The organism is Neisseria montereyensis (genome assembly GCF_024834045.1).
GTDB lineage: Bacteria > Pseudomonadota > Gammaproteobacteria > Burkholderiales > Neisseriaceae > Neisseria > Neisseria montereyensis.
The window spans coordinates 156,768-174,718 of sequence record NZ_JANUXW010000003.1 but is presented as its reverse complement, the minus strand read 5'-3'; the positions used below and the strand labels follow the sequence as shown (position 1 = coordinate 174,718).

The following is a 17,951-nucleotide window of genomic DNA, read 5'->3' as shown; positions in this document are numbered from 1 at the left end:
GAAAGGAACAAAATGTTCAACAAGCATGTTAAATCTTTCCAATACGGCCAACACACCGTTACCTTGGAAACCGGTGAAATTGCCCGTCAGGCCGATGCCGCCGTTAAAGTTTCTATGGGCGACACCGTGGTTCTGGTTGCCATCACCGCCAATAAAGATGTGAAAGAAGGCCAAGACTTCTTCCCGCTCACCGTTGATTATCTCGAGCGCACTTATGCTGCCGGTAAAATCCCCGGCGGCTTTTTCAAACGCGAAGGCAAACAAAGCGAAAAAGAAATTCTCACCAGCCGCTTAATCGACCGCCCTATCCGTCCGTTATTCCCCGAAGGTTTCTACCACGACATTCAAATCGTGGCGATGGTGGTTTCTATCGACCCTGAAATTGATTCCGATATCCCTGCGATGATTGGCGCTTCCGCCGCATTGGTATTGACCGGCGTACCGTTCAACGGCCCTATCGGTGCCGCCCGCGTCGGTTTTGTTAACGATGCTTATGTATTGAACCCGACCAAAGCACAATTGGCCAAATCAAAAATGGATTTAGTGGTTGCTGGTACGCAAAAAGCCGTATTGATGGTGGAATCCGAAGCCAGCGAACTGCCTGAAGACGTGATGTTGGGCGCGGTGGTTTACGGCCATGAGCAAATGCAAACCGTGATTAACGCCATCAACGAATTTGCCGATGAAGTAAACCCTGCGGTATGGGAATGGCAGCCTGCTGAAAAAGATGCCGCCTTAGTGGAAAAAATCCGCGAAATCGCCGGCAACCTTATCAGCGAAGCCTTTAAAATCCGTGAAAAACAAGCCCGTTCTACCAAGCTCGACGAAGCATGGAATGCGGTTAAAGACGCTTTGATTACCGAAGAAACCGATACGTTGGCCGCCAACCAAATCAAAGGCATCTTCAAACAATTGGAAGCCGATGTGGTTCGCGGTCAGATTTTAGACGGCCAACCCCGTATCGACGGCCGCGACACCCGCACCGTACGCCCGATTAATATCCAAACCGGCGTTTTACCGCGCACTCACGGCTCCGCCCTGTTTACCCGCGGTGAAACCCAAGCTCTGGCCGTTGCCACTTTGGGTACCGCCCGCGACGAACAAATTATCGATGCGCTAAGCGGCGAATATACCGACCGCTTTATGCTGCACTATAACTTCCCGCCGTATTCTACCGGCGAAGTCGGCCGCATGGGCCCGCCGAAACGTCGCGAAATCGGTCATGGCCGTTTGGCCAAACGCGCTTTGGTTGCCGTTTTGCCGTCGCCCGAAGAATTCAGCTACACCATGCGCGTGGTTTCCGAAATTACCGAATCCAACGGCTCTTCTTCTATGGCTTCCGTATGTGGCGGCTGTTTGAGCCTGCTTTCTGCCGGTGTGCCGTTAAAAGCACACGTTGCCGGTATCGCCATGGGTTTGATTTTGGAAAACAACAAATTCGCGGTATTAACCGATATTCTGGGTGACGAAGACCACTTAGGCGATATGGACTTTAAAGTGGCCGGTACCGCCGACGGTGTCACCGCTTTGCAAATGGATATTAAAATCCAAGGCATCACCAAAGAAATCATGCAAATCGCGTTGGCACAAGCCAAAGAAGCGCGTATGCACATCTTGGCGCAAATGAAAGAAGCCGTTGAAGGCCCGCAAGAGTTATCCGCCCACGCACCGCGCCTGTTTACCGTGAAAATCCCACAAGATAAAATTCGCGACGTTATCGGTAAAGGCGGCGAAACCATCCGCGGCCTAACAGCCGAAACCGGCACCGAAATCAATATTGCCGAAGACGGTACGGTAACCATTGCCGCCACGACTCAAGAAGCCGGTGAAGCTGCGAAAAAACGCATTGAAGAAATCACTGCCGAAGTGGAAGTGGGCAAAGTGTATGACGGTACGGTTTTGAAAATTCTCGACAACAATGTCGGCGCCATCGTTTCCGTGATTCCGGGTAAAGACGGTTTGGTACACATCAGCCAAATTGCCCACGAACGCGTGAAAAACGTTAGCGATTATTTGAAAGTCGGTCAAAACGTACAGGTGAAAGCGCTGGAAGTAGACGACCGCGGCCGTGTGCGTTTATCTATCAAAGCATTGCTTGAAGCACCTGAGCGCGAACCGCGCCAAGAGCAAAAAAACGATAGCGAATAAGCGATAGGCTTTATTGACAAAGGCCGTCTGAAAATAGGTTTCAGACGGCCTTTTATAAAATAAGCATTCAGACTAATCTTTATTAGATAAATAAATACGATATGGTTTATCTCAAAGGCCGTCTGAAAACGTTCTTTTTAAAGGAAATAATATGCATACAGAAGCCGTTTTAAGCGTATTGAAAACATTACAAGATCAAATTTGCAGCGCCTTGGAAAACCAAGACGGCGGTGCAAAATTTATCGCCGACCAATGGCAAAGCAAATTGGGCATTGGCGAAAGCCGCGTTTTGAAAAACGGTGCCGTTTTTGAACAGGCCGGTGTTAATTTTTCACACGTTAAAGGCGATGCCATGCCCGCTTCGGCAACCGCACACCGCCCCGAATTGGCCGGCGCCCCCTTTGAAGCCATGGGTGTTTCGTTGGTTATCCATCCGAAAAACCCCTATATTCCCACCAGCCATGCCAATGTACGCTTTTTCATTGCCTATCCCGAAGGCGGTGAAGCGGTGTGGTGGTTCGGCGGCGGTTTCGACCTCACCCCGTTTTACCCTTTTGAAGAAGATATTCTGCATTGGCATCAAACCGCTGCCAACTTATGCCAACCTTTCGGCGATGATGTTTATCCGCAATACAAACAATGGTGCGATGAATATTTCTATTTAAAACACCGTGGCGAAACACGCGGCGTCGGCGGTTTGTTTTTCGATGATTTAAACCGTTGGGATTTCGATACCTGCCTGAACTTTATCAAAGCCGTCGGCGAAGGCTATATACAGGCTTATATCCCTATCGTTGCCAAACGCAAAAATATTATTTTCGGCGAACGCCAGCGCCAATTCCAACTCTACCGCCGTGGGCGTTATGTCGAATTCAACTTGGTTTGGGACAGAGGCACGTTATTCGGCCTGCAAAGCGGCGGGCGCACGGAAAGTATTTTGATGTCAATGCCGCCGTTGGTACGGTTTGAATACAGTTATCAGCCCGAACCCGATTCGCCCGAAGCGCGTTTAAACGACTTTTTAAAACCACGCGACTGGCTGGCCGAGCAAGCCGGGCAAAATCGCTAAACCTTATTAAAGGCCGTCTGAAACGTTTAAAACGGGTATGCACAAACACTAAAACAGCATACCCGTTTCAAACCATAATCGATTTTATTTACCGACAAGGCGTATTGATATGAACCCTTTTTTCAACGGACTGATGATTTCCAGCGGCCTGATTATTGCCATCGGCGCGCAGAATGCGTTTGTCTTGAAAAAAGGTTTGCTAAAACAACATATCGGCGCCATTGTGTTGACTTGCTGGTTGTGCGATGTCTTGCTGATTAGTTGCGGCGTATTCGGCGTTTCCGCCCTACTTTCCGATAGCCCTAAAATATCCGCTTTATTGGCCTTGGCCGGCGGCATTTTTCTGTTGGTTTACGGCCTCATGAACCTAAAGCGGGCATGGCAGGGCGGCGGGCATATGTCGATTCAGGCGGGGCAGAGCCAACCCTCATCTATCATAAAAAGCATAGCCGCTACCTTAGCCATCACCCTGCTCAACCCTCATGTTTATATCGATACCGTCGTGCTTATCGGCAGTTATGCGAATCATTTAAATCAACACGATAAATTTCTGTTTCTTATCGGCGCATTGCTGGCTTCCGGCGTATGGTTTTTCAGTCTCGGCTACGGAGCGCGCCTGTTGTTGCCGCTGTTTCAGCGTGAGCGCGTTTGGCAGATATTGGATACTGCTATTGCAGTGATGATGTTTTATCTGGCATTCGGCTTATTCAAACAAACCTTTGCCCTATTCGGCTAGACCGTTTTTATGGTTAAAAATCCGGTTATCAAGGCAAATCATCTGAAAACCGCCATTCGCCCGATGCCAGCCCCAAATCAAAAATATTCAGACGGCCTACCGCTACCCGCACCAAACGCAAACAGGGATAGCCGGCTTTAGCCGTCATTCTGCGTACTTGGCGGTTTTTCCCCTCGCTAATCATGATTTCCACCCAAAAATCAGGCACGGTTTTGCGCACTCGGATAGGCGTGCGCCGCGGCCATAAGCGATCCGTTTCGGCAGCATCTAAAACCCTCACCTTAGCCGCTTGAGTCACAAAATCGCCCAAGTCCATACGGGAACGCAGCAGATTAAGTTTCGCTTCGTCCGCCACCCCCTCCACCTGCGCCCAATAGGTTTTTTTCTTGCCGTGCTTCGGATGCGCAATCCTTGCCTGTAAACGGCCGTCGTCGGTCAGCAGCAGCAAACCCTCGCTATCGGTATCCAAGCGGCCGGCCGGATAAAAATCCGCAACATCAATATAATCTTTTAAACTTTCGTATTTCTCATGCGGTGAAAACTGGCATATCACACCGTCCGGCTTATTCAATACAATCAAATGGCTCATCGGTTTTATCTTCTATCGGAAACCGAAACATTATACGGAACACGGTATGGTTTTCACACCATATAGGCCGTCTGAAAGCTTATTGCCGCCATGCCCTCTACCGCCGCAACCGCTCTTGGCTTAAAATAAACGGTTTTTATCGTTTCAGACGGCCTTTATTTATGCTCAGCTACCGCCACGCCTTTCATGCCGGCAACCATGCCGATATGCTCAAACACTTTGTACTTTACCTCACCCTCGATTATTTCAACCGCAAAGACAAACCTTATTGGTATATCGACACCCATAGCGGCGCCGGTTTATACGATTTAAGCGGCGGCGAAGCGCAAAAAGTCGGTGAATACAAACGCGGGTTTTCACTACTGATACAGGCCGAATCCCTGCCGGAACCGCTCAATAGTTTCAAAGGCCGTCTGAAAAGCATATTGCCGCAATCAAATCTTTATTGCGGTTCACCGTGGTTGGCGCAAGCCATGACCCGCCCTAGCGACAAACTGCGCCTATTCGAACTACACCCGACCGACTACCAACATTTACAACACAATATGCAGGAAGCCCGTTTAGGTAAGCGCGGGCTGATTAGCCAATCCGACGGCTATCAGGGTTTAATCGCACTATTGCCGCCGCCGACCCGCCGCGCCGTGGTGTTAATCGACCCGCCTTATGAAGAAAAACAAGACTACGCCAGAGTCATCAACACCCTAAAAGCCGCCCAAAAACGCTTTGCTTCAGGCTGTTATCTGTTGTGGTATCCGTGCCTAAGCCGCGAAGAAAGCCGGAAACTGCCCGAACAACTAAAAAAACTATCGCCCGAACATTATCTGCACACCGAACTACATGTACACGCCCCCCGTTCAGACGGCTTCGGCATGCACGGCAGCGGCATGTTTATATTGAATCCGCCTTATATACTGGCGCAACAATTGCAAGACACCCTACCCGCATTAACCAAACTTCTCGCCCAAGACGATCAGGCACGTTTTGTTTTGGATTATCGCGAATAAAACAAAGCGGTTAAGGCTGTCTGAATACGGTTTATACATAAGCATTTGCCATCGCAGGCAACCGTTTGCGTTATAATCCGAAGCGAACCCACGGGAATACCTTATATGACACATGAAATCCTGATTATCGGCGGCGGATTGGTCGGCGCGGCTGCCGCCGTTGCCCTGAAAAAACAAGGCCGCGATGTGGCTCTGATAGAAATACGCCCGCCCCAAACCGACCCCGACTTTCTCAATCAAGGTTGGGATGCCCGTATTTATGCCATCAGCCCGGCCAACCGCGCCTTATTACAATCGCTAGACGCATGGCCGTCTGAAAGCCGCATACAGGGCGTATCGCGTATGGACGTGCGCGGCGACAACGGCGGACAAATTGAATTCAGCGCCGCCGAAACCAATACGCCGTTTCTCACCTATATCGCCGAAAACCGTTGGCTGCTTGCCGCCTTATGGCAACAAATCCGCGCCCTTGATATCCCCGTGATTCAGGAAGCCGCCGTTTCCCTGCAAACCGATATTCAGACGGCCTCCCTAACGCTAGAAAACGGCGAAACCCTAAACGCCCGTTTGATTATCGGCGCCGACGGTGCCAACTCTTGGGTACGCAAACAAAGCGGCATTCAAGTCAACGAAACGCCTTATGGTCAGCACGGCGTAGTCGCCAATTTCCACACCGAAAAAGACCACAACGGCACCGCCTTCCAATGGTTTGAAGACGGCGAAATATTGGCCTGCCTGCCGTTGCCCGATCATAAAATTTCTATGGTTTGGAGTACGTTTACGCCGGAAAAACTCACTTCGCTATCGCCTGAAGCGCTGGCGGCGGAAGTCACCCAAAAAAGCAAAAACGTATTGGGCAACCTGCAACCGCTATCACCCGCATTCGCCTTTAACCTGATTCTGCGCCGCCCCGAATCGACATCGGCACAACGCATTATCCTGATGGGGGATGCCGCCCACACGATTCATCCGCTCGCCGGACAAGGTGTCAATCTCGGTTTCGGCGATGTTGCCGCCTTTGCCGAGCTCAGCCGCGATGCCGCCGATATCGGCGCCTACCAACTATTGCGCCAATATACCCTCAGCCGTTTGGCGCCCGTACGCACCATGCAAACCGGTTGCGACGGTTTATTCCGTTTGTTCAACGAAAAAAAACTGCCTGCACTACCGCTCATCCGCAATACCGGCCTGAACCTAGTCAATGCCGCGCCGTGGATGAAAAACCGCTTAATCCGGCATGCTATGGGATTGTGATAAAAAGACGGCTTTGTATTCGCAAGGCCGTCTGAAAGCATCCATTTTCCCTCTCAATCGGTTGTTCAATCGATTATTTAAAATTCATTAGCAAATAATTACAACATTTGAATATCAAATATTTCTTTATTAACGGATAAATTTGTTAGAATGAACGAGTCTTATTTTTAGCTAGCATTCCTTTAACTTTAATAAGATAAAAATCTACAATCTAACATTTCATTTTTTTCACAACCTGATGATTTTATTTATAAATATTTATCATCATTAATTAGGTTTATTAAGAGGATACCGTATGAAAAAATTATATTCTACAAAAGCAACCGTAGTTGGCGGTCGTGCCGGAACCGCCAAATTGAGCGACAGCGATTTGGTGATCAATATGGCCATGCCCGGTTCAGGCAAAGAAGGTAACAACCCCGAACAACTATTTGCCATGGGCTACGGCGCATGCTTTGATGGTGCATTAGGCGTTGTCAAACAAATGCAAAACCTGCAATTTGATTCTACTTTGGAAATCGAGGTGGATTTATTGCAAGACGACAACCACGGCTACAACATTGCCGCCAAACTGCACGTTATCGCCAGCAACACCACTTTAAGCGCCGAAGAAGTGAAAAAAGCTGTGGATACTGCACACCAAATTTGCCCTTATTCAAAAGCCACCCGCGGCAATATTGATGTGGAAATCTCTTCAGAAGTGAAATAATAAACAATTGCGATGGCATTTCATACCATCGCAATCTATAAAAAACCGACATGCTCAAACATGTCGGTTTTTTATTTCGGCGTTCAATCGAAATACGGCTTTATACCAAGCCTTTTTTCGCCAAATAGCTTTCATAATCACCAAGATAATGTTCATAACCGCCATTACCGTCTAACTCGATAATCTGAGTGGCCAGAGAGGATACAAACTGGCGGTCGTGCGATACGAAAATCAAAGTGCCTTTGTATTTTTCCAGAGCCATATTCAGCGATTCGATGCTTTCCATATCCATATGGTTGGTCGGTTCGTCCATCACCAACACATTGGGTTTCAGCAAAATCAATTTACCATAAAGCATACGGCCTTTTTCACCGCCGCTCAGCACCTGAACCTGTTTCACCACGTCATTGCTGCCGAACAACAAACGACCGAGCGTACCGCGGATGGTTTGTTCGTCGTCACCTTCCTGCCCCCATTGGCGCATCCATTCGGTGAGGTTGAGATCCACATCAAAATCATTTTCATGATCTTGCGGATAGTAGCCGACATTGGCTTTTTCCGCCCATTTAATGGTACCGCTATCCGGCTCGATGCCGTCGCTGTATTCCGGATTAAACGCCCCTGCCAATAATTTTAATAAGGTAGATTTACCCGCCCCGTTCGGGCCGATAATGGCCAAGCGTTCGCCCGCTTCTAAAATAAAACTCATGTTTTTGAACAATTGTTTTTCAAAACGCTTACTCAAGCCTTCTACTTCTACAGCCTGACGGTGCAACTTGGCTTTTTCATCGGTTTCAAAACGGATATAAGGGTTTTGGCGGGTAGAAGGTTTCACTTCCACCATTTCCGATTTAATCTTATCGGCCTGTTTCAGACGGCTGGTTGCCTGACGGGCTTTGGATTTATTGGCCGAGAAACGGGCGACAAACTCTTGCAGCTCCTGCAATTTTTCTTTCGCTTTGGCATTGTCTTTTAATGCACGCTCGCGCGATTGTGTCGAAGCCAACATATAATCATCGTAGTTGCCGGGATAGATGGTAATGCTGTTGTAATCCACATCGGCCATGTGGGTGCAGACCTCGTTCAAAAAATGGCGGTCGTGCGAAATAATAATCATGGTCGAATCATATTGATTCAATATGCCTTCAAGCCAGCGGATGGTATTGATGTCCAAGTTATTGGTCGGCTCGTCAAGCAGCAATACATCGGGTTTGGAAAACAAAGCCTGCGCCAACAATACGCGCAATTTAAAACCGGGCGCCACTTCACTCATTTGTGCATTGTGCAACGATTCGTCAATGCCGACGCCGCTCAATAGCTCACCGGCACGGGCTTCGGCGGTATAGCCGTCGTATTCGGCAAACTTAGCTTCCAATTCGGCCGCGTGCATATAGTCGTCTTCCGTGGCTTCCAAATTGGCATAGATGGCATCGCGCTCGGTCATGGCCGCCCACATTTCGGTATGCCCCATCATCACCACATCCAACACGCGCATATCTTCATAAGCAAATTGATCTTGGCGCAATTTACCGAGGCGGACACCGTTTTCAATGGCTACTTCGCCGCTGGTCGGCTCTAAATCGCCGCCCAAAATTTTCATAAATGTAGACTTGCCCGAACCATTGGCACCAATCAGGCCGTAGCGGTTACCTTCGCCGAATTTGACAGATACATTTTCAAACAGCGGCTTGGCGCCAAACTGCATGGTAATGCCGTTGGTAGAAATCATTTCAATAAACCCTTTACGGAATAAATATTTAAAGCGCAAAATTATATCATATTTTCCGCTAATCAATGAAAACATAAAGGCCGTCTGAAAACAGGTTGTCTATCGCCAAACCTTTTTCAGACGGCCTCAAAAGCTTAATGAAAACAATAAACTATTTATCGGCTTTAGGCATGGAACCATCGTTTTGATACAGCGTAAACAACGGCACACCCTGAGCGCGGATACTTTCCCCGCCGGATAAATCGGTAAACTCTAAAATAGCCGCCGCTTCGATAATTTCGCCGCCCAATTTTCGTACCAATTCAATGCCGGCTTTCATCGTGCCGCCTGTTGCCACCAAATCATCAACCAGTAAAACGCGTGCGCCCTTGGTAATCGCATCGGTATGGATTTCCACCGTTGCCTCGCCATATTCCAATTCATAGCTTTGCGACAAGGTATTAAAAGGCAGTTTCCCTTTTTTGCGGATGGGCACAAACCCGACATTCAACTGGTAAGCCAAAGCGGCGCCGATAATAAAACCACGCGCATCCAAACCCGCTACCACATCGATTTTCTGACCCATATAACGGTAAACCAGTAAATCGACCAGCAGCCTAAAATATTCAGGGCTTTGCAAAACCGGGGTAATATCATGAAACAAAATACCTTTTTGAGGCCAATCGGGTATTTTACGGATTTTTTCAGCCAGCGCGGCCACACCCATAACTTCAGGATGGATAAACATAATCGACACCTTGGATAATTTTTGAAATACAAACACTCAATTGTAACAAAAGTGAGCGCACATTGTCGCCCTATCGGGCTATATGGCATAATAAACCATAAAATTTCACTCATTTGGAATCATTTTATGCCATCCCCTACCAAAGGTAATATTTTTATTATTTCCGCCGCATCGGGTACGGGCAAAACCACTTTGGTTTCACGCTTGCTCCAATCCCGCAGCGATATACGCGTTTCCGTATCCCATACCACCCGTGCACCGCGTGCCGGTGAAGAACACGGCCGTCATTACTATTTTGTTGATGCTGCCAGATTTGAAGCCCTTATTCGTGAACAAGCCTTTCTCGAACATGCCAAAGTTTTTGATAACTACTACGGTACCAGTTTTGAAAGCATCAACAGCCTCCGTGATCAAGGTTACGATGTGATTCTTGAAATCGACATACAGGGTGCCGAACAAGTACGCCGCGTATTGCCCGACGCATGCAGTATTTTTATTCTGCCGCCCTCGTTTCAAGTGCTGGCCGACAGGCTGACCGGACGCGGCACCGACAGCCCCGAAGTGATTAACAAACGCCTGAGCAAAGCGCGTAGCGAAATCGAACAAGCATTTTTATTTGATTATGTTGTCGTGAATCATGATTTACTTGAAGCCGAAGCCGATTTATTGGCGATTATTAAAGCCCAACGGCTGAAACAATCGGCACAACATGCCTTTATTGAAAATCTATTGGCACAACCTTAGAAACTATTGGAAAATTCTTATAAAAACAGCGACAATATAGCCTGACTTTATAATTCATCAAAACACTGATTATTTTTTATTGAAGGAACCATCAACATGGCACGAATTACCGTTGAAGACTGCGTAAGCAAAATCCCGAATCACTTCGATTTAACCCTGACCGCCGCCCGCCGCGCACGCCAACTGGAAAACGGCACCACACCGCTGGTTGACGATATCCGCAACAACAAACCCACCGTGACCGCCCTTCGCGAAATCGCTGCCGGCGAAATCGGTGCCGAATTCCTCAAACGCGGAAAATAATTTTTAAGGCCGTCTGAATGCATACGCCAGCCCCCACCGCGCCGTATGATCCTCTTACGGCGCAAGCCCGCGATTTACTGTTCCGAACAGCTTTCTATCTCACGCCACAAGATCAGGAGCTGCTCGAAAAAGCCTGCGCCTATGCTTTTCATGCGCACGACGGACAAACACGCAAAAGCGGCGAACCCTATATCACCCACCCTTTAGCCGTTGCCGCCCAACTGGCCATCTGGCACATGGACATACAGGGCTTATGCGCCGGCGTGATGCACGATGTACTGGAAGACACAGGCGTTACCAAAGCCGAAATGGCAGCTGAATTCGGCGACACCATTGCCGAAATGGTCGACGGCCTTTCCAAATTAGACAAACTCGAATACGACAGCCAGGCCGAGCATCAGGCCGAGAGCTTTCGCAAACTGATTTTGGCCATGACCAAAGACGTACGCGTGATTGTCGTCAAACTGGCCGACCGCCTGCACAATATGCGCACACTCGACGCGATGGCGCCGGCCAAACGCCGCCGTATCGCACAAGAAACACTGGAAATCTACGCCCAAATCGCCAACCGTATCGGTTTGAACAATGCCTATCAGGAATTACAGGATTTATCGTTCAAAAACCTTCACCCGCGCCGATACGAAACCCTGCAAAAAGCCATGAAAGCCAGCCGCCGCAACCGTCGCGATGTGGTAGGCAAAGTATTGCGGGCATTCGGTTTACGTTTGGTCGAAGCCAATATCGAAGCCAAAATTAAAGGACGTGAAAAAAACCTATACAGCATCCATCAAAAAATGCATACCAAAAACCTGCGTTTTGCCGATGTGATGGATATTTACGGTTTCCGAGTGATTGTGAACAGCATTCCTGCCTGTTATGCCGCACTCGGTGCGCTTCATAGTTTGTACAAACCCAAACCCGGACGCTTTAAAGACTATATCGCCATTCCCAAAAGCAATGGCTACCAAAGCCTGCACACCACCTTGGTCGGCCCTTACGGGCTGCCGATTGAAGTTCAAATACGCACTCATGAAATGGATGCCGTTGCCGAAGGCGGTGTTGCCGGACATTGGATTTATAAATCCGGCGAAAGCACGGTAGATCAGGCAACATTGCACACCAACCGCTGGTTAAAAAATATTCTCGATTTGCAAGCCGGCAGTGCCGATGCTATGGAATTTTTCGAAGCCGTTAAAGTCGATTTATTCCCCAATGAAGTCTATATCCTAACGCCCAAAGGCAAAATTTTAACGCTGCCCAAAGGCTCTACTCCGATTGATTTCGCCTATGCTATTCATACCGATATCGGCCACCATACCATTTCCGCACGCATCAACAACACCATGATGCCGCTGCGAACCAAATTAAAAACGGGCGATACCGTCGAAGTGATTACTTCCGAACATGCCAAGCCCAATCCGGCATGGTTGGATTTTGTTGCATCCAGTCGTGCCAGAAGCGCCATCCGCAACTATATTAAAAACATGAACCGCAAAGATGCGGTAACACTGGGCGAAAACCTGCTTCAAAAAGCCCTCTCCAGCTTACTACCGAAAAATATTTTGCTGTCTGAAACATTGAAAGAAAAATACCTCAATGATTTAAATAATCAGCAAAAAACATTTGAAGATGTGTTATACAGCGTCGGCATGGGGCATACCCTACCGATTACCGTTGCCATGCACATTGCCGAATTGGCCGGTGAATATTTCGGCGGAGAAGTGCGCCTGAGCCCGATTAAAATTAACGGCCAAACAATGGGACGGGTACACCTTGCCCCCTGCTGCCAACCTTTACCGGGCGATACAGTACGCGCAGTGCTGATTAAAGATCAGGGCTTGGTTATCCACCGTGATAACTGTCCGAACCTGTTAAAAACCGACCCCGAACAACAATTAGACGCGGATTGGGAAAGTATCCCCGATCAAACATTCCGCAGCACACTGATTGTCAGCTCGCTCGATGCCCACGGTTTGTTGGCTTTAATGGCACAAGCTATTTCCTCGGCAGGTGCCGATATCGAATCGGTGGAAACCCCTCAGAAAAAACCGGGCACCGAAGGTTTTATCCAATTTAAGTTCTTTATTAAAGTGAAAGACGTTGATCAATTGAACAGCATCATCAAAGATATACACGCGATTACGAATGTGCAAAGCGTGATTAGGGTATAGCACTCGCTGTAATATTCAGGCCGTCTGAAATAAGTTTTCAGACGGCCTTATTGTTAATTGAAAAACCAATAGGCTATTTCCGCTACATACAACCAAAAATAAAAGGCAGATATATATCCGCCTTTTATTTTATAGGCTTAAGCCGTCTGAAAACATTACTCGATATTCTGCACCTGTTCGCGCATTTGCTCGATTAATACTTTTAAATCCACCGAAGCCTGCGTACATTCCGCCGCAATCGCTTTACTGCCCAAGGTATTGGCTTCACGGTTCAACTCCTGCATCAGAAAATCCAAACGCTTGCCGACACTACGGCCTTTTGCATTCATCAATGTGCGGCGTACTTCTTCAATATGGGTACGCAAACGGCTGAATTCTTCATCCACATCCGATTTTTGAATAAACAAAGCGAATTCCTGCTGCAAACGGTCATTATCAATATTGGATACCGCTTCTTGTAAACGGGTACGGACTTTTTCCATATGCGCTTCCAACAAACTTGGAAAAATGCCGCTTAAATTGTTGATAATTTTTTCCATTTCCTGCAAACGCCAAGACAAATGCTGCGAGAGTTTTTCACCTTCGCGGGCGCGGGCGGCAGTGAAATCCACTAAAGCCTGTTCCAATAATTTTTTTACCGCTTCGGCAAACAATTCCGCATCTTCATTCTGGCTAACCAACACACCGGGGAATTTTAAAATATCGGCTACGGTTAATTTGCCTAATTCCTTGTGTTCTTTGCGCCATTTTTGATTGAGCGCCGCCAATTGCGATACCAAATCCTGATTCACATCCAAACCTTGCGCACTGCCGGCAATATCTTGAATCTGAATACGGCACTCCAATTTACCGCGCGTAGCATGCGCTGCGATACTTTCCCGCAATGCGCTTTCCAGATGGCGCAAATCATCGGGCATACGGAACTGTATATCGAGATAGCGGTGGTTTACAGCGCGGATTTCCAAGTTAATACGCTTGCCGCCGCATTCGCCGGCCGCATTGGCGAAGCCTGTCATGCTTCGAATAGTCATGGGGTTTTACTCCGTTTTAAAATTTATCGAGTGAAAGTTTGAAAAATATACCACAATTTTGCGTGTTATAATCCGCGGCACTAGAGATTAAGGAATTATGATGACTGTTTATACCCGTACCTCACGCCCTGCCGATGCACTGCGCGACATTAAAATCACCCCCAACTTCCTGCCCCATACCGACGGCTCCTGCCTGATTGAAGCGGGCAATACCAAGGTTATCTGCACGGCTTCCATCGACGAAAGCCTGCCACCGTTTTTGCGCGGTAAAGATCAGGGTTGGGTAACGGCGGAATACGGCATGCTGCCCGCTTCCACTGCTTCGCGTATGCGCCGTGAAGCAGCCGCAGGCAAACAAAGCGGCCGCACGCAGGAAATCCAACGTTTAATCGGCCGCTCGCTACGCGCAGTGGTCGAGCTTGATAAATTGGGCGAACGTCAGATTCTGATAGATTGCGATGTGATTCAAGCCGACGGCGGCACCCGTACCGCATCGATTACCGGCGCTTTTGTGGCATTGCAAATGGCGATTAACAAACTGGTTGATGCCGGCATGTTAGTACACAACCCTATTCGCGAAGCCGTTGCCGCCGTATCCGTGGGCGTTGTCGGCGGTGTGCCGTTATTGGATTTGGATTATCCCGAAGATTCCGGCTGCGATAGTGATATTAATATTGTGATGACCGCTTCCGGTAAAATAATTGAAATTCAAGGCACGGCCGAAGGCGCACCTTTCAGCATTGAAGAACTTAACAAGCTGATTGAATTGGGCAGCAAAGGAATAAGCGAATTGATGGAATATCAACAAAAAGCACTGGCACAAACTGCTGTTCAGACGGCCTAATCATATTCCCGCCATATCAACAAATTTCTATATTGATTATATACTGACAGGCCGTCTGAACGTTTTCAGACGGCCTGCCTATCATAGTTTCGGATATTACACACCATGAGCAAGCATATTCTTCTCGGCATCAGCGGCGGTATTGCCGCCTATAAATCATGCGAACTGGTACGCCTATTGAAAAAACAAGGCCATCAGGTGAGCGTTGCCATGAGCCGCGCTGCCACCGAATTCGTTTCGCCGCTGACTTTCCAAGCCCTCAGCGGCAACCCCGTTTTATCCGAAACGCATCACGGCGCAGACGGCAACGGTATGGCGCATATCAACCTTACCCGCCAAGCCGATGTTTTTCTTATCGCCCCCGCCAGTGCCAACACTTTGGCCAAAATCGCCAACGGCATTGCCGACAACCTGCTCACCAACCTAGCCGCCGCCCGCACCTGCCCCTTGGCCGTTGCCCCGGCCATGAATGTGGAAATGTGGCACAACCCGGCCAATCTGCGCAATATCGCCCGACTTCGCAACGACGGCATCACCGTTTTCACGCCCGCATCGGGCGAACAAGCTTGCGGCGAAATCGGCATCGGCCGTATGCCCGAAGCGGCGGAGCTGGCCGAACTGCTGCCCGACTTATGGGCGCCGAAACGCTTGCAGGGCAAAAAAATATTGATAACCGCCGGTGCGACATTCGAAGCGATTGATCCGGTGCGCGGCATTACCAATATTTCCAGCGGCCAAATGGGCATGGCGCTTGCCCGTGCCTGCCGTGCCGCCGGTGCCGAAGTTTCCTTGATTTACGGACAGATTCAAACCACGTTGCCGACAGGTTTGGCGTCAACCACCCAAGCCGTGAGCGCCGAGGAAATGTACCGCGCCGTCATGGCCGAGATTGCGGGGAAAGATGTGTTTATTTCGGTTGCCGCAGTCGCGGACTATAAAGTGAAAAACAGCAGCAGCCAAAAATTGAAAAAAGACGGCTCCGGCACGCCGCCCGTTATCGAGCTTACGGAAAACCCCGATATACTCGCTTCGGTCGCCAAACTTGAACACGCGCCTTTTTGCGTCGGTTTTGCTGCCGAAAGTGAAAAAGTATTGGAACATGCCCGCGCCAAGCGGCTGAAAAAAGGCATTCCGATGCTGGTGGCCAACGATGTGGCATTGGCCATGGGCAAACCCGTTAACCGGATTACCATTATTGACGAACAAGGCGAAACCGAGTTCCCCGAAACCGATAAAAATCAGGCGGCGGCGGCGATTGTTGAACGTTTATCCGTTTTATTGGCTCGGTAAAAAAATAAAATAAAAAAGGCGGATATTCATCCGCCTTTTTCCGATAATTAAATATTATTAATCAAATATTTATTTAATATTTGCCGGTACTTCGGCACCTTCTTCAATCGCTAACCGTTGGCTACCCTTGCCTTTGGCCACAATCTCGCCGCCAACCTGCATGGCTTGAATTTTACCGCCTTTTTTCACGTCCAACGCGCTCACGCCGTCGCCCAAGGTTTCCAAATTACCGCCGATAGTGATTTGTTCGGCTTCGCCACCATTCTGAATCGACAAAGCCAACGGTTTTAAACGCAGAACCACGCCTTTCACCAATGAATCACCTTCGCTGCCATAGGTTTTGACATCACCGTGTACGGTTAATTTACCGATTTTACGGCTCAATTGAATGCCGATAGAACCGTCGCCATAAGTGGAAATGCTACCGAATTCAATATTATCGACCGTGCCGTCGTATTGGTTATAGCCGCGTGCGCCCATGCCATAGGTCGCCACTTCGCCTTTCACCACAAAATTGCCGACCGTGCCGAAGTTGACAAAGCCGATACCGCTTGGGCCGTATGACAAAACATTTTTTTCCGACAGCCAATTATCAACATGACCCCAAGTATCCAAGACCATATCGTTTACGCCGTATGTGACGATATTTTCATGGTGAACCAGCTCTTTCACTTTGGCACCATAAACAATAAATACCGCAGCGGTAATAATATCCGGCACGCCGAAAGGCAGGCGGCCGTCTGAATAAACGGCTTGCGTGGTAATGCGGTCTGCCACCACTTGACCGCCTTCATCACCGAAACCGGAAACAAACAAGCCCGAACCCAATACCGGCGCATGTTCGCGACCGATGCGGATATTATCGATGGTTAAATCAATTCGACTGTCTTTTTGGCTGTTGAAGTTATATACCGTTAACGCGCCCTGATATACGTTGACGCCGTATTTTTGCGGCTGTTCTGGATGATGACGCGCATCGCAGGCCACAATATCCAAGTTATTAATATTCAGTTTTGCAGATTGCGTGCCCGCACGGGTAATAAAAGAAAACTGGCCGACCAAAGTCAGGTTATTAAAATCGAATTTGCCTAAATCTTTTTCTTGCAAGACATTATAAACAGCACGATGTTTCACATCGGTTTGAATATTTAAGTCGGCAATGCGGTTGTTTTTAGTGACTGCTACACCGTCGCTATTGGAAAAAGTAACCGTCGGCAACTCGCCGTTTTCCTGTGCTTTTCCGCGCAATACCATATCAGGAGCCAACATAATCGAGCCCAACGCCCGAATATTACGGCTGATGACAATCTCGTTATCACCACGCATTACGGCGGCCAATAATTCCTGATAATTACTTACTGTATTCATCTGCACAACTCCTATCAAAAATTAAAAAGCATGTATGCCGGTTTATAAAACGCACAACCGGCATACATGCTTTTATTCTACTCGGATTGGTACACCCCGCCAAACTTACTGCCTAAAAATATCTAAAACCTATTATTCATATCAAACAGATGCTAGGCAAGACTTCACTCATAAATATATTTTATAAAATAACCAACACAAGCTTCAACCAAGCCGCTATAATAACTCCCCGATA

Annotated in this window: 16 protein-coding genes; 11 read left to right on the top strand and 5 right to left on the bottom strand. The window is 48.3% G+C overall.

Annotation, left to right across the window (positions count from 1 at the left end; translation table 11 throughout):
* Positions 1 to 12: 12 nt before the first annotated feature.
* The 3 genes from pnp (at position 13) to NXS09_RS05075 (ending at position 3,953) form a co-directional block, all read left to right on the top strand.
* Positions 13 to 2,148: a polyribonucleotide nucleotidyltransferase gene (gene pnp / locus NXS09_RS05085; RefSeq protein ID WP_259291479.1), complete on the top strand. Its 2,136-nt coding sequence runs from the start codon at positions 13 to 15 to the stop codon at positions 2,146 to 2,148.
* 151 nt (positions 2,149 to 2,299) lie between these two features.
* Positions 2,300 to 3,217: an oxygen-dependent coproporphyrinogen oxidase gene (gene hemF, locus NXS09_RS05080; RefSeq protein ID WP_259291478.1), complete on the top strand. Its 918-nt coding sequence runs from the start codon at positions 2,300 to 2,302 to the stop codon at positions 3,215 to 3,217.
* A 109-nt stretch (positions 3,218 to 3,326) separates the two neighbouring features.
* A complete protein-coding gene (locus NXS09_RS05075; protein WP_259291477.1) occupies positions 3,327 to 3,953 on the top strand; it encodes a LysE/ArgO family amino acid transporter in 627 nt (208 codons plus the stop codon).
* Positions 3,954 to 3,981: 28 nt separating this feature from the next.
* Here NXS09_RS05075 and NXS09_RS05070 read toward each other — a convergent pair whose 3' ends face one another.
* Positions 3,982 to 4,542, bottom strand: coding sequence for a pseudouridine synthase (locus NXS09_RS05070; RefSeq protein WP_259291476.1), 561 nt, complete (start codon positions 4,540 to 4,542; stop codon positions 3,982 to 3,984).
* Positions 4,543 to 4,703: 161 nt separating this feature from the next.
* On the opposite strand from NXS09_RS05070, the gene NXS09_RS05065 reads away from it, so the two are divergent.
* The 3 genes from NXS09_RS05065 (at position 4,704) to NXS09_RS05055 (ending at position 7,509) form a co-directional block, all read left to right on the top strand.
* On the top strand, positions 4,704 to 5,546 hold the full coding sequence (locus tag NXS09_RS05065; RefSeq protein ID WP_259291475.1) for a 23S rRNA (adenine(2030)-N(6))-methyltransferase RlmJ: 843 nt from the start codon (positions 4,704 to 4,706) through the stop codon (positions 5,544 to 5,546).
* 105 nt (positions 5,547 to 5,651) lie between these two features.
* The gene (locus NXS09_RS05060; protein ID WP_259291474.1) at positions 5,652 to 6,800 is read left to right on the top strand and encodes an FAD-dependent monooxygenase; all 1,149 of its coding nucleotides are present in this window, start codon (positions 5,652 to 5,654) and stop codon (positions 6,798 to 6,800) included.
* 295 nt (positions 6,801 to 7,095) lie between these two features.
* Complete coding sequence (locus NXS09_RS05055; RefSeq protein WP_259291473.1) at positions 7,096 to 7,509, top strand: organic hydroperoxide resistance protein; 414 nt, start codon at positions 7,096 to 7,098, stop codon at positions 7,507 to 7,509.
* A gap of 100 nt (positions 7,510 to 7,609) precedes the next feature.
* Here the strand turns inward: NXS09_RS05055 and NXS09_RS05050 are convergent, their stop codons facing one another.
* Both NXS09_RS05050 and NXS09_RS05045 read right to left on the bottom strand, forming a co-directional pair.
* Positions 7,610 to 9,238, bottom strand: a complete 1,629-nt coding sequence (locus NXS09_RS05050) for an ABC-F family ATPase (RefSeq protein WP_259291472.1) — start codon at positions 9,236 to 9,238, stop codon at positions 7,610 to 7,612.
* Between the two features lie 151 nt (positions 9,239 to 9,389).
* Positions 9,390 to 9,965 (bottom strand): adenine phosphoribosyltransferase, encoded by a 576-nt coding sequence (locus tag NXS09_RS05045; RefSeq protein ID WP_259291471.1) that lies wholly within the window; start codon positions 9,963 to 9,965, stop codon positions 9,390 to 9,392.
* Positions 9,966 to 10,091: 126 nt separating this feature from the next.
* Between NXS09_RS05045 and gmk the strand changes: the two genes are divergently transcribed.
* From gmk to NXS09_RS05030, 3 genes are all read left to right on the top strand, one after another.
* Positions 10,092 to 10,709: a guanylate kinase gene (gene gmk / locus NXS09_RS05040; protein ID WP_259291470.1), complete on the top strand. Its 618-nt coding sequence runs from the start codon at positions 10,092 to 10,094 to the stop codon at positions 10,707 to 10,709.
* A gap of 96 nt (positions 10,710 to 10,805) precedes the next feature.
* Complete coding sequence (gene rpoZ, locus NXS09_RS05035) at positions 10,806 to 11,012, top strand: DNA-directed RNA polymerase subunit omega (RefSeq protein WP_151051662.1); 207 nt, start codon at positions 10,806 to 10,808, stop codon at positions 11,010 to 11,012.
* Between the two features lie 17 nt (positions 11,013 to 11,029).
* Complete coding sequence (locus tag NXS09_RS05030; protein WP_259291469.1) at positions 11,030 to 13,183, top strand: RelA/SpoT family protein; 2,154 nt, start codon at positions 11,030 to 11,032, stop codon at positions 13,181 to 13,183.
* Between the two features lie 155 nt (positions 13,184 to 13,338).
* On the opposite strand, the gene NXS09_RS05025 is transcribed toward NXS09_RS05030, so the two are convergent.
* On the bottom strand, positions 13,339 to 14,214 hold the full coding sequence (locus tag NXS09_RS05025; protein WP_259291468.1) for a YicC/YloC family endoribonuclease: 876 nt from the start codon (positions 14,212 to 14,214) through the stop codon (positions 13,339 to 13,341).
* 100 nt (positions 14,215 to 14,314) lie between these two features.
* Between NXS09_RS05025 and rph the strand changes: the two genes are divergently transcribed.
* Both rph and coaBC read left to right on the top strand, forming a co-directional pair.
* Positions 14,315 to 15,058 carry a ribonuclease PH gene (gene rph / locus NXS09_RS05020; RefSeq protein WP_259291467.1) on the top strand — a complete coding sequence of 248 codons (744 nt, stop codon included), beginning with the start codon at positions 14,315 to 14,317 and terminating at the stop codon, positions 15,056 to 15,058.
* A 105-nt stretch (positions 15,059 to 15,163) separates the two neighbouring features.
* On the top strand, positions 15,164 to 16,348 hold the full coding sequence (gene coaBC / locus NXS09_RS05015; RefSeq protein WP_259291466.1) for a bifunctional phosphopantothenoylcysteine decarboxylase/phosphopantothenate--cysteine ligase CoaBC: 1,185 nt from the start codon (positions 15,164 to 15,166) through the stop codon (positions 16,346 to 16,348).
* Positions 16,349 to 16,417: 69 nt separating this feature from the next.
* Here coaBC and NXS09_RS05010 read toward each other — a convergent pair whose 3' ends face one another.
* Positions 16,418 to 17,716, bottom strand: a complete 1,299-nt coding sequence (locus tag NXS09_RS05010) for a hypothetical protein (protein ID WP_259291465.1) — start codon at positions 17,714 to 17,716, stop codon at positions 16,418 to 16,420.
* Positions 17,717 to 17,951: the final 235 nt, after the last annotated feature.